The sequence below is a fragment of the Vibrio sp. PNB23_22_6 genome (assembly GCF_052877535.1).
Genome location: NZ_JBNFXP010000012.1, coordinates 1 through 21,680 on the forward strand (window position 1 = coordinate 1; position 21,680 = coordinate 21,680).

The 21,680-nt window shown below is 43.8% G+C and carries 21 protein-coding genes; 7 read left to right on the forward strand and 14 right to left on the reverse strand.

What is annotated here, in order from left to right; translation table 11 throughout:
- Positions 1-494, forward strand: a 494-nt coding sequence (locus tag ACVA54_RS11065) for a transketolase-like TK C-terminal-containing protein (protein WP_446649606.1), incomplete at its 5' end; no start/stop codon positions are given.
- A gap of 296 nt (positions 495-790) precedes the next feature.
- Here ACVA54_RS11065 and ACVA54_RS11070 read toward each other — a convergent pair.
- The gene (locus ACVA54_RS11070; RefSeq protein WP_446580314.1) at positions 791-1,963 is read right to left on the reverse strand and encodes an MFS transporter; all 1,173 of its coding nucleotides are present in this window, start codon (positions 1,961-1,963) and stop codon (positions 791-793) included.
- 170 nt (positions 1,964-2,133) lie between these two features.
- Positions 2,134-3,186 (reverse strand): 3-deoxy-7-phosphoheptulonate synthase AroG, encoded by a 1,053-nt coding sequence (aroG, locus tag ACVA54_RS11075; protein WP_099078149.1) that lies wholly within the window; start codon positions 3,184-3,186, stop codon positions 2,134-2,136.
- Between the two features lie 456 nt (positions 3,187-3,642).
- Between aroG and ACVA54_RS11080 the strand changes: the two genes are divergently transcribed.
- Positions 3,643-4,644 (forward strand): OmpA family protein, encoded by a 1,002-nt coding sequence (locus ACVA54_RS11080; RefSeq protein WP_099078150.1) that lies wholly within the window; start codon positions 3,643-3,645, stop codon positions 4,642-4,644.
- Positions 4,645-5,047: 403 nt separating this feature from the next.
- On the opposite strand, the gene cyoE is transcribed toward ACVA54_RS11080, so the two are convergent.
- The 4 genes from cyoE to ACVA54_RS11100 are packed head-to-tail and all read right to left on the reverse strand — an operon-like array spanning position 5,048 to position 8,283.
- On the reverse strand, positions 5,048-5,959 hold the full coding sequence (cyoE, locus tag ACVA54_RS11085) for a heme o synthase (RefSeq protein WP_099078151.1): 912 nt from the start codon (positions 5,957-5,959) through the stop codon (positions 5,048-5,050).
- Complete coding sequence (locus ACVA54_RS11090) at positions 5,952-6,971, reverse strand: COX15/CtaA family protein (protein ID WP_099078152.1); 1,020 nt, start codon at positions 6,969-6,971, stop codon at positions 5,952-5,954. Before ACVA54_RS11090 ends, cyoE begins: the two co-directional genes overlap by 8 nt.
- Positions 6,972-6,982: 11 nt before the next feature.
- The gene (locus ACVA54_RS11095; RefSeq protein ID WP_099078153.1) at positions 6,983-7,519 is read right to left on the reverse strand and encodes a cytochrome oxidase biogenesis cluster protein; all 537 of its coding nucleotides are present in this window, start codon (positions 7,517-7,519) and stop codon (positions 6,983-6,985) included.
- Entirely contained in the window at positions 7,516-8,283 is a 768-nt protein-coding gene (locus tag ACVA54_RS11100) for an SURF1 family protein (protein ID WP_099078346.1), read from the reverse strand. Before ACVA54_RS11100 ends, ACVA54_RS11095 begins: the two co-directional genes overlap by 4 nt.
- Between ACVA54_RS11100 and ACVA54_RS11105 the strand changes: the two genes are divergently transcribed.
- Positions 8,282-8,518 (forward strand): DUF2909 family protein, encoded by a 237-nt coding sequence (locus ACVA54_RS11105; protein ID WP_172438048.1) that lies wholly within the window; start codon positions 8,282-8,284, stop codon positions 8,516-8,518. The two genes, ACVA54_RS11100 and ACVA54_RS11105, sit on opposite strands and share 2 nt — an antisense overlap.
- Positions 8,519-8,520: 2 nt before the next feature.
- Here ACVA54_RS11105 and ACVA54_RS11110 read toward each other — a convergent pair whose 3' ends face one another.
- The 4 genes from ACVA54_RS11110 to coxB are packed head-to-tail and all read right to left on the reverse strand — an operon-like array spanning position 8,521 to position 12,829.
- Entirely contained in the window at positions 8,521-9,405 is an 885-nt protein-coding gene (locus ACVA54_RS11110) for a cytochrome c oxidase subunit 3 (RefSeq protein ID WP_099078154.1), read from the reverse strand.
- The gene (locus ACVA54_RS11115) at positions 9,402-10,007 is read right to left on the reverse strand and encodes a cytochrome c oxidase assembly protein (RefSeq protein WP_099078155.1); all 606 of its coding nucleotides are present in this window, start codon (positions 10,005-10,007) and stop codon (positions 9,402-9,404) included. The genes ACVA54_RS11110 and ACVA54_RS11115 overlap by 4 nt, the downstream gene beginning before the upstream one ends.
- A gap of 21 nt (positions 10,008-10,028) precedes the next feature.
- Positions 10,029-11,669: a cytochrome c oxidase subunit I gene (ctaD, locus tag ACVA54_RS11120; RefSeq protein WP_099078156.1), complete on the reverse strand. Its 1,641-nt coding sequence runs from the start codon at positions 11,667-11,669 to the stop codon at positions 10,029-10,031.
- The gene (gene coxB, locus ACVA54_RS11125) at positions 11,666-12,829 is read right to left on the reverse strand and encodes a cytochrome c oxidase subunit II (RefSeq protein WP_099078157.1); all 1,164 of its coding nucleotides are present in this window, start codon (positions 12,827-12,829) and stop codon (positions 11,666-11,668) included. The genes ctaD and coxB overlap by 4 nt, the downstream gene beginning before the upstream one ends.
- Before the next feature lie 325 nt (positions 12,830-13,154).
- Between coxB and ACVA54_RS11130 the strand changes: the two genes are divergently transcribed.
- Complete coding sequence (locus tag ACVA54_RS11130) at positions 13,155-14,849, forward strand: phospho-sugar mutase (protein ID WP_119464669.1); 1,695 nt, start codon at positions 13,155-13,157, stop codon at positions 14,847-14,849.
- Positions 14,850-15,015: 166 nt separating this feature from the next.
- Here ACVA54_RS11130 and ACVA54_RS11135 read toward each other — a convergent pair whose 3' ends face one another.
- The 3 genes from ACVA54_RS11135 to ACVA54_RS11145 form a co-directional block, all read right to left on the reverse strand.
- Complete coding sequence (locus tag ACVA54_RS11135) at positions 15,016-15,648, reverse strand: LysE family translocator (protein ID WP_099078159.1); 633 nt, start codon at positions 15,646-15,648, stop codon at positions 15,016-15,018.
- 522 nt (positions 15,649-16,170) lie between these two features.
- Complete coding sequence (locus ACVA54_RS11140; protein WP_099078160.1) at positions 16,171-16,785, reverse strand: fumarylacetoacetate hydrolase family protein; 615 nt, start codon at positions 16,783-16,785, stop codon at positions 16,171-16,173.
- A gap of 195 nt (positions 16,786-16,980) precedes the next feature.
- Positions 16,981-18,033: a porin gene (locus tag ACVA54_RS11145; protein WP_446580322.1), complete on the reverse strand. Its 1,053-nt coding sequence runs from the start codon at positions 18,031-18,033 to the stop codon at positions 16,981-16,983.
- A gap of 558 nt (positions 18,034-18,591) precedes the next feature.
- Here ACVA54_RS11145 and ACVA54_RS11150 point away from each other — a divergent pair.
- From ACVA54_RS11150 to ACVA54_RS11160, 3 genes are all read left to right on the forward strand, one after another.
- Positions 18,592-19,560: a porin gene (locus ACVA54_RS11150; protein WP_119464670.1), complete on the forward strand. Its 969-nt coding sequence runs from the start codon at positions 18,592-18,594 to the stop codon at positions 19,558-19,560.
- A gap of 421 nt (positions 19,561-19,981) precedes the next feature.
- Entirely contained in the window at positions 19,982-20,827 is an 846-nt protein-coding gene (locus ACVA54_RS11155) for a DMT family transporter (RefSeq protein ID WP_172438057.1), read from the forward strand.
- 57 nt (positions 20,828-20,884) lie between these two features.
- Entirely contained in the window at positions 20,885-21,463 is a 579-nt protein-coding gene (locus ACVA54_RS11160; protein ID WP_099078163.1) for a glutaredoxin domain-containing protein, read from the forward strand.
- A gap of 83 nt (positions 21,464-21,546) precedes the next feature.
- Here the strand turns inward: ACVA54_RS11160 and ACVA54_RS11165 are convergent, their stop codons facing one another.
- Positions 21,547-21,678, reverse strand: a complete 132-nt coding sequence (locus ACVA54_RS11165) for a hypothetical protein (protein ID WP_099078164.1) — start codon at positions 21,676-21,678, stop codon at positions 21,547-21,549.
- Positions 21,679-21,680: the final 2 nt, after the last annotated feature.

A 21,680-nucleotide genomic window follows, 5' to 3' on the forward strand; every position in this document is an offset into this window, starting at 1 on the left:
TAGCTTGGAAGCTAGCGATTGAACGTAAAGATGGGCCATCGGCACTTATCTTCTCTCGTCAAAACCTAGCGCAACAAAAGCGTACGGCTGAACAAGTTGCAGATATCGCAAAAGGTGCTTACGTCCTGAAAGACAGCGATGGCAAGCCTGAGCTGATCCTAATCGCGACAGGCTCTGAAGTAGAACTAGCAGTGAAAGCGGCTGAGCAACTAACGGCTGAAGGTAAGAAAGTACGCGTTGTTTCAATGCCATCAACAGATGCATTCGACAAGCAAGACGTGGCTTACCGTGAATCTGTACTGCCATCAGACGTAACCGCACGTATCGCTATCGAAGCGGGCATCGCTGACTTCTGGTACAAGTACGTTGGCTTCGACGGTCGCATCATCGGTATGACAACGTTCGGTGAATCTGCACCGGCAGAGCAACTATTCGAAATGTTTGGTTTCACGGTAGAAAACGTAGTGAACACAGCAAAAGAGCTGCTAGCTTAATCGCTTAGTACTATCAGTTTTCTCTATTGCGAATTTGAAAACTGAAAAGCCCCGCTTCGGCGGGGCTTTATTTTAGCTATCTATTTTCAGCAACGTTTCCAAATATCTATGTCGAATTACTTCTCTTCAAACTGGTTGGCCAGTCGATAGAAGTCTTGCACTTGCTCTTTTAACTGTCTGCTGTTTTGATTACAAATCAGCTAATAAAAAAAGCCAAACTTGCAACATATATCGACCCATTAAATTATAAAATCATCAATAATTGAGAAGCGTACATATTGAGCTAATAAGAAAAGTTACGCCCACTCAGATTGCTGCTTGCTGTTCGCGTTTACGATAAATATCGCTATTATCAAAAGAACAAAAGGAAGAACATACAAATTAAGGTTTTGCCAGCCAACTGTCGATTCCAGCCAACCGGATAGTAATGCGGTGACGGTGACACAGCTAAACACCAAGAACTCATTGAATGCTTGCGCTTTACTTTTGTTCTTCACTTCGTAGCTTTGGCTAAACAAACTCGTCGCTGCAATAAACATAAAATTCCAACCTACACCTAGCAAAATCAAAGCAATACTAAAGTGCCAAATTGACACGCCGTGCCTATTGATCGCGATACAGACAATGAATAACATACTGCCAGCTATAATCATCTTCTTCGCGCCAAACTGTTCAATCAATCGACCAGTGAAAAAAGCTGGAACAAACATTCCCAATACATGCCATTCGATTACACCTGCTGCTCTGGTGAAATCAAATCCACAACCAATCATGGCAAGTGGCGTCGCGGTCATCAAAATGTTCATCACCGCATAAGCCACCATTGCTGCTAATACTGCGATCATGAAGTTGGGGCGGCGCACGATAATTTTGAGCGGATCGGATTTCACATGAATATTTTGGGTGTGGGCTGCAGGAAACCGAATGGTTTGCAGCAAAATAAGCGCAGTAATATACAACACAATCAAAACAGCGAACGCGCTGGTGTACAAGCCATCTGTTGACCAATTTTGGGAATAGACGGCTAAATTCGGTCCTAGAACAGCAGCCAATACACCACCCGCCATTGAGATTGAAATAGCTCGGTGCCTTACTGACTCATCACACACTTCAATAGCAGCAAATCGATAGAGCGTACCAAACCCAATCCCAACACCTAACAGGAAGGTGGAAGCACAAAATAGCGAGAAGTTTTGCAGAGTAAGAGCATAGGTCGCTAACGATGCTCCAATAACCCCAATAATATTGCCGACACTAAAGCCCAGCCTCCGCCCTAGCTTACCCATAATCAAAGAAGCAGGAATTGTTGCGGACATCAAACCAAGAAACTGTAACGCCACAGGCAGCGTAATCAGACTGGATGAAGGCGCAATTTGCTTACCGATTAGAGCGATAACGGAAATCAATAGGATATTTCCTGTCATCAGTAAAGCTTGGCAAAGCGATAAAAGCCATACGTTTCTATTCATCTCATTCCTTGAGTATTTTCTAGTCTCTACAACACCTTAATGGATTGGTTGCTAAAATACATGAGATATTCAACCGTAATAACTCACTCCTATTTCGACGACTATAAGTGGTTCAAACATTAAAAAGCCAGCGTGCTGCTGGCTTTTTCTTAATATTGGAAACTTAGGCGCTATCTTGTGCGACGCGCTTTCACTGCATCAGATAGCTGACGTAAAACCGTTTCAGTATCGTCCCATCCGATACATGCATCTGTAATTGATTGACCATACGTATCCGCTTTACCATCGATAAGATCTTGTCTTCCTTCAACGAGGTGAGATTCGATCATGACACCAAAAATCGCATCTTCCCCAGCAGATAGCTGCTCAGACACATCATCAGATACCAGCATTTGACGCTTGAATTGCTTCGAGCTATTCGCATGGCTAAAGTCGATCATAACTTTCTTTGGTAAACCAGCCGCTTCTAGCTCATCTTTGATCAGTGCAACATGAGAAGCACTATAGTTTGGCTCTTTTCCGCCACGAAGAATAATGTGACAGTCAGGGTTTCCAGCCGTTTCTACGATGGCAGAATGACCGTATTTCGTCACTGATAAGAAATGGTGGGAAGCACTCGCTGAACGAATCGCATCACTTGCAATTTTGATGTTACCGTCAGTACCGTTCTTAAAGCCAACAGGACAAGATAAACCTGATGCTAACTCACGGTGCACTTGAGATTCAGTGGTACGAGCACCGATGGCCCCCCAGCTAATCAAATCCGCAACGTACTGAGGCGTGATCATATCAAGGAACTCACTTGCAGTAGGAAGCCCCATGTCCGTCAGGTCAAGCAGCAGCTTGCGTCCTATACGAAGACCGTCATTTAGCTTAAAGGTGTCATTCAAATACGGATCGTTAATAAGCCCTTTCCAACCGACAGTCGTTCGCGGTTTCTCAAAGTACACTCGCATTACGATTTCTAGCTGGTCACTAAGCTCGTCACGTAATACCTTTAGTTTCTTCCCGTATTCTACTGCCGCTTCTGGATCATGGATCGAGCACGGACCGACGATGACAAGCAACCGGTCATCCTTACCTTCCAAAATATTATGAATTGAGTTTCGGCATTCAAAAGTGGTCGAAGAAGCGGTTTCAGTTGCCGGGAATTTCTCTAGCACCGCTACCGGTGGCAATAACTCTTTTACTTTATTAATTCTTACATCATCAGTTTGAAACATTACTTCTACTTCCTGGTTGCGTTCTCTAACCCAGTATTTTTACCCAACGTTATTCACTTCAACATTGTTCACAAAACAAGTAATAAAAGGGCTCTAGGTTCATCTAGTTGTGTTGGTTTAAACACGTTATCGGCTTACCACCACAGTTTCAATCACTTTTTCAAAAAAAATGCAAACCGGAACAGCCGTTTACATAAAACTTCGGTGTAAAACATCGTTTACGGAAAAAGTTCAAAATAATCATGCATTTTCTAAAAACTTTAAAAATCTTGTCTACAATGTAAGAAATATCAGAAGTTTGTGGGAGATAGTGAGACGAAAAGTGTATTGAATTCTAAGCTATTGTTGCTTAATGTTAGGTAATAGCTATATGAAACTGATATCTTATAACTACTCGTTTTCAAAAATTTTAAAGACAAAGTAGAAGTTAATATGCAATCAATACAAGGAAAGATTATGAAGAAAGTAGCAATTGCAGTAGCAGCAGTGGTAGCCAGTGGTAGCGCTTTAATGAACTCTGCTTCAGCTGAAATGTACGTTGGGGGCAAGGTAGGCATGACTACGCTAGGTGATGCCTGCTACCTAAACAGCCCTTGTGATGATGACTCTTTTGGTGTTGGGCTACACATCGGTTACGATTTCACCGATATTATCGGTTTAGAATATGGTGTTGATTGGCTAGGTCACTATAAGGCTAATTTTAAATCTGGCAACGTTGTTAATATCATCGACGGTCGTCTTGCCGCACTAACGCTTGCGCCTAAATTCAACTGGCACCTCAACGATACTTGGAACTTGTTTGCAAAAATCGGTGGCGCTTACATGATGTCTGGTGACGAAAAAGACTTTGTTCCAACAGGTTCGTTGGGTGCAGAGTATGACATCGATCGTAATTGGAGTGTAAGAGCTGAATACCAACGCTATCACGATATGACAGATGATACCTGGAAGAATATGGACGCAAACTTCTTCGGTATTGGTGTTAACTATAAGTTCGCAGCAGCACCTGTGGCAGCCGCAGTAGTCACAGAAGAAGTGGTTCAAGAAGCTGTAGTGCTAACGAAAACGCACAAAGAAGAGTACGGCACAGGAACGTTCGAATTCAACAGCGCTAAGCTCACTAACGAAGTATCTGAACGCCTAAACAACTTCGTAAACTTCTTGAATGAATACCCACAAGCTAAAGTTGAAATCACAGGTTACACAGATAGCTCAGGTCCAGCAGCATACAACCTAAAACTGTCTGAGCGTCGTGCTCAAGCAGTTGCCGACTATCTCATTGCTGCAGGTATTGATGCAGATCGCTTTACAGTAAAAGGCATGGGTGAAGAAGATCCAGTCGCTGACAACAGCACTCCAGAAGGTCGTGAGAAAAACCGTCGTGTCGAAGTTGTTGTTCCTGAGTTCCAATACGAAGAAGTTGAATACCAAGAAACAATTAAAACAACTGTACAATAATTAATTAGAACTACGTTCTAAACTCTAAGGGATGGCTCGCCATCCCTTTTGTTTGCTTCAAATTATGCTTTCCTACTAACTTTCAGCGTTCTTACCGCCTTTTTCTCCCCCATCATTCAAATCACTGTTGCGCTTGGGTTCTCTAATAATACAATCCAATTAAATTCTACATTAAGTGATACACAACGAGCCTCCAAGCGATTGGCTCTGTGAGAATGATTCGGTTATCAAGCAAGGTAACAATTTGAAGACTGAGTGAATCTAAAAAATGGTGTTAACAAAATATGTAGGCCAAGACAACTCGACATTTGAGGGCATGTCACTTGGGTATACATCGTTACTCACAAACACAAACCGCACGTTAGTTAAAGGTGCGGTGACAAAAATGATTTAAAACTGATGGTTATAAAAGAATAAACAAGCCGATATAGTGATCTACAAGCAACGTCACAAATAGAGCAAGGAGGTGGTAGATAGAGAACTTAAACGTATCTATCGCGCTGTTAGATTCTGGGGAGAACTTAAGCTTCCAAGCGTGGTAAACGAATCCGGCATTAAGTAAGAGTGATGAGAATAAGTAAACCGAACCAGCCATACCAACCAAAACAGGCAATATACAAACTAAGGCAAGCAACACGGTATAAAGCAGAATCGATGTTTTGGTGTATTCGACACCGTGCGTAACGGGCAACATTGGGATCTCAACTTTTCGGTAATCCTCTACCCGATGAATCGCCAACGCCCAAAAATGAGGGGGCGTCCAAATAAAAATAATCATCACCAACAACCAAGCATTGGCATGAAGCTCTCCTGTCACAGCCGTCCACCCCAAAAGCGGTGGCATGGCACCAGCTATCCCAGCTATCACGATATTTTGTGGGGTAGCTCGTTTTAAATACATGGTGTAGATCACCGCATACCCCAGCAAACTAAGAAATGTCATCCACGCCGTAGGTGCATTGACAAACACATAAAGTACAGAGAAACCAAAAAGGCCTAAGCTAGTCGCAAAAATACTGACGGAAGTGGGGTTGAGTTCACCTGATGGTAGTGGGCGGTTATGCGTCCTAGCCATACGAGCATCAATACGTCTATCTATCAAATGATTAAATGCTGCAGCAGAACCCGCCATTAAGCCAATACCCATTAAACCAAATATGGCTTGTAGCCAAGGAAAAGAAGCGACCGGAGCTAAACTCATTCCAACAATGGCTGTAATTAACATGAGCGCCACAACCTTCGGCTTAGTTAGCTTCAAGTACGCTGACCCCATCTTCTTACGACTTTCTAGTGATAGCGCAATTTCTTTACTCATAGCGAACTCCTTTCGCTTTATCATTCCAACAAGCCTTTCCCTGCCACAAATAAAATTGGCTGATGCAAACTAAACTCAGCATCACCGCTGCACCGATATTATGCGCAACAGCAATAAAAATGGGTAACTGAAAGAGCACGTTGCTCACACCAAGTAGGATTTGACAAACCAGTGTAAAACACAGCCATTTGCCGATTTTCTGTAGGTACTGAGATCCTTGTTGCAGCAATACATAGCAATATGTCAATACGACAGCAGTCGTCACGATCGCACCAATACGATGCGTTATATGAATCGTCATTCGCGCAGGATAATCCAACACCCCAAACTCATAGCTATCAAATCCTGATTGCCAAAAAGAAAATGCCTCTTTCCACGACAGATAACTTATCCAATTTCCTTCACAGATGGGTAATGTTGTACACATTAGCGCAGCATAATTAGATGATGTCCATCCCCCTAATAACACCTGACTGAACACGACACCAAAAGTCACGATTGAGAGCACGCGAACTATTTTTGACGAGGGTGGAAAATCGACGTTATTCTGTGATGCTAACTGACACAAAAACACCATTTGTAGTGCTAAAAGCGTAAAACCACCGATTAAATGAAGCATAACGATAGCTGGCATAAGCTTAAGGGTCACTGTCCACATACCAAGCGCAGCCTGCCCTATCACCAATAGGCACAACAAGATTGGAATAGTGGCGTCGACTTGTTTAGCTCTCGCTGAGGCTATTGCTATAACAAGAATGACAAGCCCTAGCGTACCAGCAAAATAGCGATGAATCATTTCTAACCATGCTTTATCTTGCTCAACCGCACGTTCAGGAAACGAGGCGTTCGCTTTCAACACTTCAGCTTCTGATTGTGGTACCAACAATTGTCCATAACAACCCGGCCAATCTGGGCAACCGAGACCCGCATCAGCTAGACGGGTATATGCGCCTAACATGATCACCACTAGCGTAAGGCATAAACTGATTTTAACCAGTCGTATCAATGTCATGAACTTCCCCCCTACCCAACTCGAGACAATTTCAATAATTTTCGTAGATCTGCCAGCATATCTTTACTGAGTGCCACTAGGTCTTCATTAGGCTGAGAGGTGTAAGACATGACCAATTGCCCTAATGGATCAACAATTAACACTTGTCCCTGGTGCACTTTAGCTGATAAAGCGTCATTCATTTGCATCACGGCCATTGTTCCCCCTACAGAGCCCGATCGTTGAGATGTCCAAATGACTGGCACGACACGCTCTTGATACTTACCTAGCGCGATATGACTTTGCTGCATTAAATGGAGTTGTTGCTGACACTGTTCCCTGCACTCCGCTGGCAAGACATAAGCCAGTTGCCAACCTCTCTCCACCAAAGGCGATGCTTGCCCAAGTTGACCTAACGTAGTGTAAGGCTCAATCAACTGACCTCTATTTGTCACTCCGGTCTTATACCAACCTTGGCTAAGCACTAATTTTGCCATGACCGCCGGAAATGCGAATAAACAAACCAACGAAATCAGAACAATTCGCCCTTTAGTTACTGCTGATGTCATGCTTCACCTCCATGTGACGCTCTGTTTCTTATCGATCGAACAAAAATAATCACCGAAATAAGTAAGAAAACACTAGCCATAGAAAACCACTGAAACGAGTAACCGAAGTGTTTAGAACTCGTTAGTGGTACGGGATTCCACGGAAAGGGATACGGCCAGTTATCTAAATTGTCGGGCTGAAAAATCGTTGGCATCAACTCTCTATCCAATAACTGACTTAACTGGTTAATATTGAGGTTCTGCACACGAATGACATCTCTCATCTCCGCCATCAAGGCGGAACTCAAGGGGTTAGTCGACTTGCGATATAAACGTCCGGTGACAGTGAGTGGTCTAGCGAGAGCACTAACATTCGGCAACAATGACCGTGTTCTTTCCCCTTGAACAAACCCCAACTCTAAGAGTGTCAGTATCGCTGGATCTTGACTCAAAGAAACAACTTGAAATGCGAGATAACCCACTTTACCTTCAAACGTCTGATTATCTAGTAGAATAAGTGGCAAAGATTCCGGTTTGATCTCTGCTTTGACCTTTATCCCCATCACATTTTCTTCACGCCAATCGTTAGTATCCAATACCGTCGATATGTCCTGATAAGGGGCATCCGATCTGGCTAAAATTGACTGCTCTAGAAGTCGTTTCTGATGCCCACGCTCGAGTTGCCAAAAACCCAGTTTGACCAAAAGAGAAAACACAGCCACAGTTAAACAAACAGCTAACCACACCCACTTCGATAACCATAACGACGAACCTGGAGGTGCTATGTCCACCGTATTTCTGTTCAAATTAACGCTGGTTCTTTTGCTGCTATTCATCATTTTCAACCTCGCAAAAGCACTAATCGAAATGGTTCGAGAAGATCCAGACAATGCTGAGAAAAAAGTTAAACCAATGAGCCACTATCTAGGTCGTCGTGTCATGTTTTCTGCCTTGGTGGTCATACTTCTTCTTATCGCATTAAGCACCGGGATGATTACGCCGAACCCTCGCCCTTACTAGCTTTACAGCACATAGACGAACACAAATAAACATAGCCAGACCACATCCACGAAGTGCCAATACCAACTGCCTGCTTGAAACGCAAAATGATCTTTTGGAGAGAAGTGATCTTTGGCGATTCTAAACAACAATACAATCAGGAAAATGGTACCGAGACACACATGCAAACCATGAAAACCCGTCAGCATAAAGAAGGTGTTGCCGTAGATCCCTGATTGTAGAGTTAGATTCATTTCTTCATATGCATGCCCATATTCCACAACCTGGTAATACAAAAAGAAACAAGCCAGTACGATGGTGATTTCTAACCAGACAATGAGTGCTGTACGATGGTTTTTTTCCAAACTCACATGTGCCATGTGTAACGTAACTGAAGACAATAGCAGGATAATCGTATTGGTTAGAGGTATACCGTCCCAAGGCATTGCCTGAGTAATATCACCTGCAGGCGTCATCGTTAAAGGCCATATTGCTTCAAAATTAGGCCACAGCACCTCATGGGTCATAAAATTGTTGTCAGCCCCACCCAACCAAGGCACCGAAATCATTCTTGCGTAAAACAGCGCTCCAAAAAATGCCCCAAAAAACATCACTTCAGAAAAAATGAACCAACTCATTCCTTGACGAAAAGAGCGCGTTATTTGAGCATTATATTTCCCGGTAAGCGATTCTGTAATCACGTTGCTGAACCACCTCGCCACAATGTAAAGTAGAAATATCACACCAAACGTTAGAATAATGACACCTAAGGTTCCAATCGCACTCTCAGTTTGGGTTCCTTGGACAGTCAATCCAGCGCCTACGGCCACTAAGAAAAGGGCAAATGCGCAAACAATGGGCCAGTTGCTTTGGGCCGGGACATAGTACGTTTCAGGCTTGTTGCTCATTGATTCTCTCCTTGCAGAGGCTTATTGGCCTGTATCTCGCTCCTTGAGAGGCTAACAACTGACGAATCGCCCGATTGAGGAGAAAGCTTGTAGAGTGTGTAAGACAGCGTCAACGTGTGAATCGAGTTCGGCACGTCGGGTTCGATATAGAAGATCAAAGGCATGCTTGCTTGCTGCTTACCATCTAGGGGTTGTTGATTAAAGCAAAAACATTCGATTTTATTGAAATACGCTGCGCCAGTACCGGGGGAGACAGAAGGCACCGCTTGTCCAACCAAGTTCTGGTCACTTTGATTAAAAGCAAGATATTCGGTCTGAACCACTTCCCCCGGATGCACATCCATAGAGAGCACTTTCGGTTTGAACTCCCATGGCATATCAGGGCTCACATGTGCCATGAATTCAACGCGAATGGTACGGCTGATGTCTGGTTGCATACCTATCGGCTGTATCGAGGCGACATCACTGGTTTTACCGTTGATTCCGAGCGCATCGCACATAATGTCGTAAAGAGGAACCAGAGCAAAACCAAAACCAAACATCAATGCCGTTGCCAATAACAGCTTGATTGTCAGTCTTTTGTTGGATGATTTGGATTGCATCTCAATCACCTCGAATGTCCATTAATCGATTTTAGGGGGCGTTGTAAATGTGTGGTACGGCGCTGGGCTTTGTACCGTCCATTCTAATCCTTCCGCACGTTCCCACGGTTTCGCTGATGCTTTTTCACCACCACGAATACATTTGATCACCAACCACAAAAAGATCAGCTGTGACAAGCCAAAGGCAAAACCGCCAATTGAGACTATTTGATTCACATCCGCAAACTGAATCGCATAATCAGGAATACGTCTTGGCATACCTGCCAACCCTAAAAAGTGCATTGGGAAAAACAGCACGTTCACCGAAATCACTGAACACCAGAAATGCCAGAGACTCAGTTTTTGGTCATACATATGCCCTGTCCATTTGGGCAGCCAGTAGTAAACGGCAGCCATGATGGAGAACACTGCGCCGGAGACCAGTACATAGTGGAAATGCGCGACCACAAAATAGGTATCGTGATACTGGAAATCTGCGGGTACTATCGCAAGCATCAAGCCTGAGAAACCACCAATGGTAAACAATACGATAAAAGCAATGGCAAATAGCATTGGCGTTTCAAATGTCAACGCGCCTCTCCACATGGTTGCCACCCAATTGAAGACCTTCACTCCGGTGGGCACTGCAATCAACATGGTGCAATACATAAAGAAGAGCTCTGCAAATACCGGCATCCCCGTCGTGAACATATGGTGAGCCCAAACAAGGAATGAGAGCAGTGCGATACTACAAGTGGCGTAAACCATTGAGTGGTAGCCAAAAAGTTTCTTACCGCTGAAAGCCGGAATGATGGCCGAGATAATACCAAACGATGGTAAAATCATAATGTATACCTCTGGGTGACCAAAGAACCAGAAAATATGCTGGAACATCACTGGGTCACCGCCACCCGCGGCATCAAAGAAGCTGGTTCCAAAGTATTTATCGGTCAATACCATGGTAACTGCCCCAGCCAACACGGGCATTACGGCGATGAGTAAGAATGCCGTAATCAACCATGTCCAAACGAACATTGGCAGCTTAAACCAAGTCATACCGGGCGCTCGCATGTTGACGATGGTCACGATCACGTTGATGGCACCCATTATCGAACTAATACCCATTATATGCACAGAGAAAACAAATAACGCAGTACTATCTGGCCCGTAAGTTGTTGAAAGTGGTGCATAGAAGGTCCAGCCAAAATCAGGACCTCCACCAGGTAAGAACAATGAGCCAATCAAAATGAGGAAGGCAAAAGGTAAAATCCAGAAACTTAGATTATTCATGCGTGGCAGTGCCATATCAGGAGCACCAATCATCATTGGGATCATCCAGTTAGCAAGGCCAGTAAAAGCAGGCATGACCGCACCAAACACCATCACTAAACCGTGAACTGTAGTCATCTGGTTAAAGAACTGAGGGTCTACTAACTGTAAGCCCGGTTGAAATAGCTCTGCACGAATGACCATTGCCATCGCGCCACCAGTGAGAAACATGGCAAAGCTAAACCAAAGATAGAGTGTGCCGATATCTTTGTGGTTTGTTGAATAGATCCAACGAGCAATACCCTTTGGTGCATGATCATGGTCGTGGCTGTCATCAATAGCAATAGTGGTATTCGCACTGGTTTGCGCTTCTACAGGCGCTGACTTTACCGCTTTTTCAAATGACTTGCTCATATCTCCTCCTTGGCAGTTTCTTGCGCCTTAAAGGTATTAACGTCCGATGCTTGAATGGTATCACCTGTGTCATTACCCCACGCATTACGTTGGTAAGTAATCACCGCTGCGATTTCTTGGTCGCTTAATTGGTTCGCAAAAGCTTGCATTGCGGTGCCTGCCCGGCCATTGACGATCACATCGATGTGAGTATCAACTTCACCTTGAGCAATGGCACTGCCTTTTATTGCAGGAAATGCACCAGGAATACCCTCACCATTCGCTTGATGACACACTGCACAACGTGCCGTGTAGATAGATTCTCCTTGTGCCATCAGGTCACCCATCGATAAGTCTTGAGATAGGGCCTCCTGAGCTGCGGCTTTTTGCAATGCCATCTCTTCTTTCTTTCCTGACAACCATTGGTCAAATTCTTCTTCAACCATCGCGTGAACAACAACCGGCATAAAGCCATGCGCACGACCACAGAGTTCTGCACACTGGCCGCGATAAACACCAGGCTTATCAATCTTGGTCCATGCTTCGTTAATAAAACCGGGGATCGTGTCTTTCTTCACTGCAAAATCGGGAACCCACCAAGAGTGAATTACATCATCAGATGTCATTAAGAAGCGCACTTTACGGTTAATGGGCAACACGAGTGGGTTGTCTACTTCAAGTAGGTAGTGCGCTCCTTTTGCTTCAATTCCATCGATTTCTTTCTGGCTAGTTGCGAGTAAGCTGAAGAACTCAACATCCTCACCAAAATAACTGTAATGCCACTTCCATTGTGATCCCGTTATTTTTACCGTGAGATCCGATTGGCTGGTATCTTCCATCGCCACCAGCGTTTTTGTCGCAGGAATAGCCATTGCGATGAGGATAATGACGGGAATAACGGTCCAGATAATTTCCACTTTTGTGCTTTCATGGAAATTCGCGGCAACTGCTCCTTTTGATTTACGGTGGCGGATGATGGAATAGAACATAACGCCAAAAACTACTAAGGCAATAGCGCAACAGATATAAAAGATAAGCATATGCAATTCAAACACTTGCTCACTTATTGCGGTAACGCCTTTTGTCATGTTGTAATCATTCTGCTCTGACCAAGCGCACGATGAAAATGTGATAAAAATCACATTCGTTACTATGGCTAGAGTAGTTGCTAATCTTTTCAAAAGATCTCTCCTCTGCTCAGCCGCTGCGCTTACGCGAGCTTCCTTGCTTCCCAATGCAAATATCGAACAAACTTACTAAAATTCATAAAAACTGCGTGTTCAACATGCTTTGTTATAATTATGTTAAAGGCTAGTTTTAGTTCAAAGGTTCTTCAAGAAATTAAATGCGAATAAATTATATACAATTGAGAAAATGAATTTCAGTTTAACGATTGCCAACTTTGAAATGTAATTGAGAACGATTTACATTGATTAAGAGAGAAACTGAGATGCTTTTCATTGAAAAGTGTCTAATAGGTAGGTTCCCTACTAAGGAAAGACAAATATGACTGCACCAATTACTCAATGGCTGGCACGAGATCCTGACCCTAAAACTCGTGAAGAGTTACAGCACTTAGCTGACACCAATAATGAACAAGAGCTTTCTGACCGTTTTGGCTCCCGTCTTGCGTTTGGTACCGCAGGTCTGCGCGGTAAAGTCGGTGCCGGTCCAAATCGCATGAACCGTCTCGTGATTCAAGAAACGGCCACTGGTCTCGGTCACTACCTCATTGAACAAGTAAAAGACTCATTCTCTCGAGGCGTTGTTATTGGCTACGATGGTCGCCCAGATTCGAAGCAGTTCGCGCACGATACCGCTTCAGTACTAACCGCTTTAGGCATCAAGGTTTACCTAACCTACAAAGTAGCAGCGACACCAATTGTTGCTTTTGGCGTTCGTGAGTTAAATGCCGCGGCCGCTGTCGTTGTAACAGCCAGTCATAATCCTCCTGAGTACAATGGCTTTAAAGTATATTGGGGAAATGGCGCACAAATCATTCCACCGCACGACTCTGGTATAGCAGCTAAGATCGATGAAGCAACGACAAAGCCACTGCCGCTCATGTCTCTAGACGATGCGAAACAGCAAGGTCTATTGGTTTGGTTAGAGGATGAGTACTACCAAGCTTACCGAAAAGCAATGAATGAAAACCCGCTGCTGACACCCGATAACAACACCGACATTTCTATCGTTTACACGGCAATGCACGGTGTAGGCGCAGACATGGCAGAAACGCTGCTTGCGGATGCTGGCTTTAACAAAGTGGCAAGTGTCTCAGAACAGCGCGAACCGGATGGTGCTTTCCCAACCGTTAACTTCCCTAACCCAGAAGAAGCGGGCGCTATGGACATGGTCATGGCGCTAGGTAAATCAGTTGACGCAGACATTGCCTGCGCCAACGACCCAGATGCGGACCGTTTTGCTGTCGCAGTAAAACGCCCTAATGGCGAATATCAAATGCTAACAGGAGACCAAGTCGGCTCACTGTTTGGTGATTACTTACTACAAGATCAACCAAATGCACTGGTCGGCAATACAATTGTGTCTTCTCGCCTATTGAGCAGTATTGCAAAAGCACACGGCGCAGAATACTACCAAACGCTAACCGGATTTAAGTGGCTAACGAACGTGGCAATGACTCAAGAGACTGAGGCCAATCCATTCTTGTTTGCTTACGAAGAAGCGCTAGGCTACACGGTAGGCAACAAGGTATGGGATAAAGATGGCCTATCTGCATTGGTCGCTTTCTCTCAATTGACTGGCAAACTGAAAGCAGAAGGCAAAACGCTTTGGGACAAACTCGAAGAGCTATACCGTCAACACGGCTTCTACTTCAACGCACAACGCAGCATTTCGCTTGATCCTAAATCCCCCCCAATCGGTGACAAACTTCGTGCGAATCCACCAAAAGCAATCGCAGGTATTCGTATTAACGTGATAGAAGATCTGAAATCATCACTTCGTTTTGTCATCGACGGTCCAACAGAAGCGATCAACCTGCCAGCAAGTGACGTTCTGATCTACCACTTAGAAGACAAATCTCGTGTGATTGTTCGCCCTTCTGGCACTGAGCCTAAGTTGAAGTGTTACTATGAAGTGATCAGCGACTTCCCTCCAGATGTGGACTACGAGCAAGCAAGCCAAGCTGCAGAAGCGAAGATGAACGCGTTGATTGAAGCACATCAGCAAAGCTTTTGAGCAGCGCTGAACAATAAGGCAAATAGCAAAAAAGGTTCACCGAGCGATTCTGTTCTCGGCTCAAGCTTGAATTCAATCTTCATTACAGCCACTTCTAGAAATCGACCCGATACTAAAAAGCCAGCGAGTGCTGGCTTTTGTTAGAAAATCTGATTGTTCTTACAAATTACATCGCGAAGCTACTTAGTATCCACACGGCAAGGATCACGAACACCAAGCCCATAAACTTGCCTTGGTACATGCGGAACTTTTCGTTTTCCAGTAATCCTTTACCTAAAGTCCCCGCCAGCGCAACAAGCAATAAGTTGAACAGTAAACCAAGCACATTTAGCACCAATCCCAACGCGAGCATTTGTTCACCAGAAGATGCGGTAATGTTGCTAGATACAAATTGAGGTAAAAACATGACGAAGAACACCAGTGCTTTAGGGTTAAGCAAGTTACTCATCAACGCACGCTGGTAATAGGTCGACGCCATCTTATTCTTCTGATCAAGCTCAGGTGCTGATGCCGCCTCTGCTTGCAAGCAATCCCACCCCATTTTCAGCAAGTACGCGCCACCAAGTAGATGAAGCACTTTTAACGCGATTGGACTCATCGCAATTAAGGTCGATACGCCCATCGCTGCCAGCAAGGTTAAGATTACGCCTGATGTCGCATTGCCTAAACTTGCGAACAAACCGACTTTCTTACCATAACTCATGCTAGAGCTGGCTATTAGCAGCATGTCAGGTCCAGGCAATAGAAGAAGTGCAATAACAGCGGTGAGATAAACAGGGAGTACAGATAAATCGATCATGGTGGAACTAGCTATTCAAAAACAGGCGGCGGATCTTATACCAATGAATGGATAACAACCAGACAAAATGTCCAAGTAAAAAGCTAAATACAGAAAATACAAAAGGTTTAATATTCAACTTTAAAACAATTAACCTTTTTTCTGTTCATTTTTAATACTGATAGCAATTTCGTACAAAAATAAGCAGGATGGTTTCGGTAAACTCGAAAGGACTTTATGTAGAGACATTAAGCTTAAACATCACGAACAAAGATGAAAGAGAAGAATAAGGAAGTTGCGACTTTTAAAATTGCTCAAGAGCTGGGCAGCTTAGAGCAGCTTGTTGCGTTATGCTAGCCCTGCGGTGTTTACCGCAATGGGCACACATTGTATTTATGTCAGGGGTGAACTTGGCAAAAATCCATTTATATTGCCAGCCACAGTGGCAGTCTCAGTTGCTTACCTGTGACGAAAATGTCTTACTGACTACCATCGCTAGTATGATCACATTTTTACTGCTTCGAGTTTGATTGTAAGCGGCAATTAAGTAGCCAACCATTCGATTTCTAGTAAGGTGATTTCCCCACACTTCAAACGACCAAGGAAGACATCACCTTGATGGACTTCTCCTACGCCTTTTGGCGTACCGGTCATCACCACATCACCGTCTTCTAAAGATGTGTAACTCTTAAGCTCATCCAGAATGGTCATTGGCGGGTAAAGCATCTGCTTAACGTGTCCTTTCTGAACATGAACACAGTTAATCAACAGTTCTAAATGGAGATCGTCTATATCTATCCCCTCAAGAGGGCGAAAACGACTGAACACCGCTGAGCCATCAAACGCTTTGGCACGCTCCCAAGGTAGCCCTTTTTCTTTGAGAGTTGACTGCAAACCACGCTTGGTTAGATCTAAGCCAAGCCCTACCGCACTGTATTGACCGTTTTTGATCGAAAAACAGATTTCTGCTTCGTAATGCAGAGGTTCTTGATGAAATGCGGTGAGCTTAGTTGAGACAGAAGTCGCTGGCTTATTGAATACGACCATCTGCTCTGGCATCGCATTATTGAGCTCTTGAATATGCTCAGCATAGTTGCGTCCAACGCACAGAACTTTGCCAACTTTGACATTCTTTTCTTCAACCTGAATGACGCTCATTGCTCTTCCCTGCAAAACAAAGGCAACATCATAATCTAAGCCTTTGAGTTACTAACACTAATTATCAATTCTGGATATTAAAAATAAGACATTCAGCCCGTTTTTATCAAGCTGACACACCACCATTGAGTAAATAACGGAGTTAAAAAAAGCCAGCACGATGCTGGCTTATAAAACAACTAGGACAAGTTGCTATTATAGGTAGTAACGAGCACCAAACGCCCATTTGTCGTCTGTTTTACGATTGTTAGCATCGTTTAGGTCAAACTGGTAACCAGCGAAGCCAACAAACTTAGAAGTGAAGTTGTACTCTGCTTGAACCGCCATTTGTTCACGTGCAGTTTCAGTCGAGCTTGCTTTAGTCGCTTTACCTTCAACCATTTCGTAGTTCAGGCTTAAGTTTAGGCTGCTTGGCAGTGCATAAGCGACTAACGCTTCGTACGTATCACTATCAGCTAGACGAGTTTTGCCATCAAAGTTCATGTTTTCGTTTGAACCGTAAACAGCAGCTACGTACAGGCCTTTACCGTAAGAACCGTAAGCTGCAGATACTAGGTGAGATTCAGCCGTTTCTTTCTTAGAACCAAATGCCGTGAAGTCACCCGTGTTGTACGTGTAACCAAGCTTCGCGTCCATGATTGAGTATGATAGCGCAAGTTGCATACGGTCATCGTAGTTTGCACCGTCAACAATTTGATCCTTGTCGTTGCGAGAAAACTTGTCTTTCGCACCTTGCCAACCTAGACCAAAGCCAAGCTTACCCGCTTCACCAAGTTCGATAGCGTTACGGTAAGAAAGCATTTTGTCTGCACGGCCAGTACCAAGGTTACTGTGGTCATCGTAGATAAAGTCGTTCGCAAACGCGATTGGCATATCTGCAACACCCGCTACATCGTAGTAAGGTGCCCACTGAGTACCACCCACTGCACGACCATATACATCGTGAGTTAGGCCTAGGTAACCAAGACGAGTTGTGAACGAGTTTTCGCCACCGTTTAGGAAGTTAAGAGCCCATTCACCACGAGCGTCAACAGTGAAACCTTCACCGATATCGTGAGTTGCATTAAAGTTGATACGTGAAGAGTTTGTACCTACATCTGTGTCACCTTGCTCAGAACCATTTAGGTTAACAGAAACATGACCGCCAATAGAGAACGTTGTACCATCATTATTATATAGCTCTACTGCTACTGCTTGAGTACCAAAAGTTGCTGCTGCGATTGCTGCTGCTAGGAATTTCTTATTCATTATAAAGTCCATGTATTTATTCGTTTGTACGTCAGTTTTATTCAAAAGCTCACAGGGCATTTATTACGCCCATTTCAAGTCACCTTTGCGTAACAACTGTGCGTCACTTTATTGCAATAGTTCCCTTTGGTAGAGTAAAAAAATCTAATTAACTAGAAAGAGGCTTCCGTTTCCCCACCCCAAAATGCAACACATCGCGATAAAAACCTAAAATACAAAACAATTTGTTACTCCACCTGTCATTTATTGAGCTAAACAACTGAAAGAACATATTTTAAATCACAGTTACAGACTGGTAGCAGTTACAATTTGCGTAGACAAACCTCTTCACAAACTTTTTTAAAGAAATATTCAAATAAAATAACTAAAAAAATATAAACACATGCCTTCAACCCTATGTGTTCATCAACCACTATTGAACCACCCTTTCTAACAGAAACAAAATTGCAATAAAATCATAACCTAACAGAAATCTACCTTTCATTTTTACCGTTTACCTTAGCCTCATCAATACAGCGGGCAAGAAAGCCCATCGATAACAAATAAGGTAAATAAAAAATGAAAAAGGCAGCACTTTCTACTGCAATTCTTACAGCATTGGTATCAACATCATCTTTTGCAGCAATGGTTTATAAAGATGGTGGCACAGAATTAAAACTCGGTGGTCGCGTAGAATTCCGAGGTGACTTTATTGGTTCCAGCGGTGCTGAAGTTGACGGTTCTATGGAAGATAAGTCACGTGCGCGTGTAAACCTAAAAGGTAAGACTGACATCGGTAACGGTCTGTCTGCATTTGGTGTTTACGAAGCAGAACAAAAAACCGGTAAAAGCGAATTTAAAAACCGTTATATGTATGTTGGCGTAAGCGCAGATGCAGGTCGTTTCTCTGTAGGTCGTCAAGACATGGCTGCCGTTATCATCTCAGACATGACGGATATCACTGAGTTTTCTGGTGTTCAACAAGTCATTGACTCATCTTCAGATAAGCAGGATAGCGTTTTTGCTTACCGTGGCGAATTCGACGCTTTACAAGTTCAAGCCACTTACCAAGCAAACTCAAGTGACAAGCAAGACAAATACGGCATTTCGGGTCTTTACTCTCTATCAATGGGGCTTGACCTAGGTCTTGCATACTCAGGCGGTGATGTAGACAAAGATAACTCAGAAGACCAAATCCTTGGCGGTATCGCATACTCGCTAGATAACCTTTACCTTGCAGGTACTTACTCACAAGGTGCACTCACAGATTCTGAAGACTTTACCGCTTATGAGCTACTTGCAAGCTACAAGTTAGCCAGTAAGTTTACAGTCGCAGGTTTATACACTTTCCAAGAAAATGACCCAAATAGCGCTGCAAAATACGATGCGGTTGAAGGTTTTGATCTTGTGGGTTACTACAAACTAAACAGCAACTTCCGCACTTATTTGTCTTACTACATGAACCAACTTGATAAAGAAAAAAATGAATTCGGTGACGTAATTAAAGGTGAAGACACCTTGCGTATAGGTGTTCGTTACGACTTCTAACCATAACTTCCAATCAAAACGATATCGTAGCAAGTTTTTGACCGGCGCTTCGTGCCGGTCATTTTTAATCAGGATAAAATCTGGAGATTGTCTACTGCAATCCAACTGCCCTCTTTTAATCCATTCATTCCCGAAATTAGTGCAATCCCTCTAGCACCACCAATAATAAAACAACACAAATCAACAAGTTAATAGTTGGCACACTAACTGCTACATTAAAACGGGCAAATGCATGGCAGCGTTTGTGCTTCTCGTTCTTTGTACCTACTTTAGTAGGCACGTCCTTTGAATTGGTAATGTTGCCTCCCTATCGGAGGCATTTTTTTATTGGCTACCCCAACATTAGAACGTATGATCCTACCCATTGTTTAAAACCGGAAATATCCAATTGAATCATCATCCTGTCCAAGGCGCATGTTGGATGCTCGCCGCAGGCTTGGCATTCGCCATCGTCAATAACTTCGCTCAAATCGCAAGTATCCACTTTGGCGTACAATCCACTACCTTTGCGTTATTCCAATATGCTATTGCGTTATTTGCGATCTTGCCTTATCTAAAAACATTAGGCATCAGGCAGTCACTTAAAACTCAGCATTTCGGTTGGCACCTCTTTCGAATCTTTTTATCCGTTATTGGTATTCAGTTGTGGCTTTGGGCATTGGCGTATCCAGTGCCAATTTGGCAAGGCATCGCATTACTGATGACGTCCCCGTTATTTGCCACTGTTGGCTCTGGGTTGCTATTAAAAGAAAAAGTCGGTACCGCTCGCTGGATTGCCACTATTACGGGCTTTGTTGGCGCAATGATCATACTTGAACCATGGTCAGACTCCTTTACTTGGGCTACGTTGTTGCCCGTTGGTGCCGCTTTCTTTTGGGCAGCCTATTCACTGATGGTGAAAAAGATGTCGGTAAACGATCCGCCTTCGACGATGGTGGTTTATCTTTTGCTGTTGATTACTCCTTTCAATATCTTGTTAGCGGCTCCAACTTTCTCCATGCCGAATGAATGGAGCGTATGGGGGATCCTTATTCTGGCTGGCGTACTCACCGCCCTCGCTCAGTGGGCTATTGTTAAAGCATATGCCGTATCTGATGCTTCATTCGTGCAACCATTTGACCACGCAAAACTGCCACTTAACGTTTTTGCAGGTTGGCTGGTATTTGGTTGGGTTCCTCCTGGCCGATTATGGCTAGGAGCGGCGATTATCATTGGTTCAATTGCGTTTATTACTCATTGGGAAGCAAAAAAAAGAAAAGTGCGCTAAATTAAAACCGTGAGTTTTTAATTCTATGTTCGCATGAAGGAAAATCTGGATCACTCTATGGCACAACCAATCAAAATTACGCTATACCGCTGGGCTGGTAGCTGGGGACCATTCAAAGTAAATATCCCGTGTGGTGAGTGTACCCTTACGAAAGATATCCTTGCTGATACGTTTGAAAACGAATTAGCAGGCGTTCCCGTCGAATTAGACGTAAAAGATTGGTTGTCACATTGGTGGGAGCCTTTAACACTAGGTGCATGGCATGCCCCTATACTGGTCGTGGAAGGTAAAGTCATCAGCCAAGGGGAAGCACTAAACCGGGGCGTGCTTGTGCAGTCAGTTATTGCTCAATGGGCGAAACGAGATAAGCTTAAAGGTAACATCGTTTATGGTAAAGCGACATGCCCATACTGCATAAAAGCGAAGAAGTTATTGACTCAAGCTGGAGTGGATTACCAATATCATGATGTTGTTAAAGACAGTGCGGCACTATACCGAATGCTCCCAGAAGTGAAAGCCATCATTGGTGATAAAAAACCCGTTACTGTGCCCCAAATCTGGTTAGATGGAGAGTACATTGGAGGCGCAGACAATTTAGAAAAGTGGTTGGCAGAAAAAGGACTCGGTAAAGTATAGCGATCCCTAGCCAAACAGCTTAGAGTAAACGCCCCTTCTCATAGAAATCAAAAAGCCCTGATGGTTAATCAGGGCTTTTTGATTTAATTCGCTAGTTTTTTCATTAAGCGCGCAAACATTGAAGGCTTCTTCTTCGTTTTACCATAAAGCGCTTTATGCATGGCCTCTTTACCGATCATTTGACCCATGTAAACACCACCAAGTCCGTAACCCATGC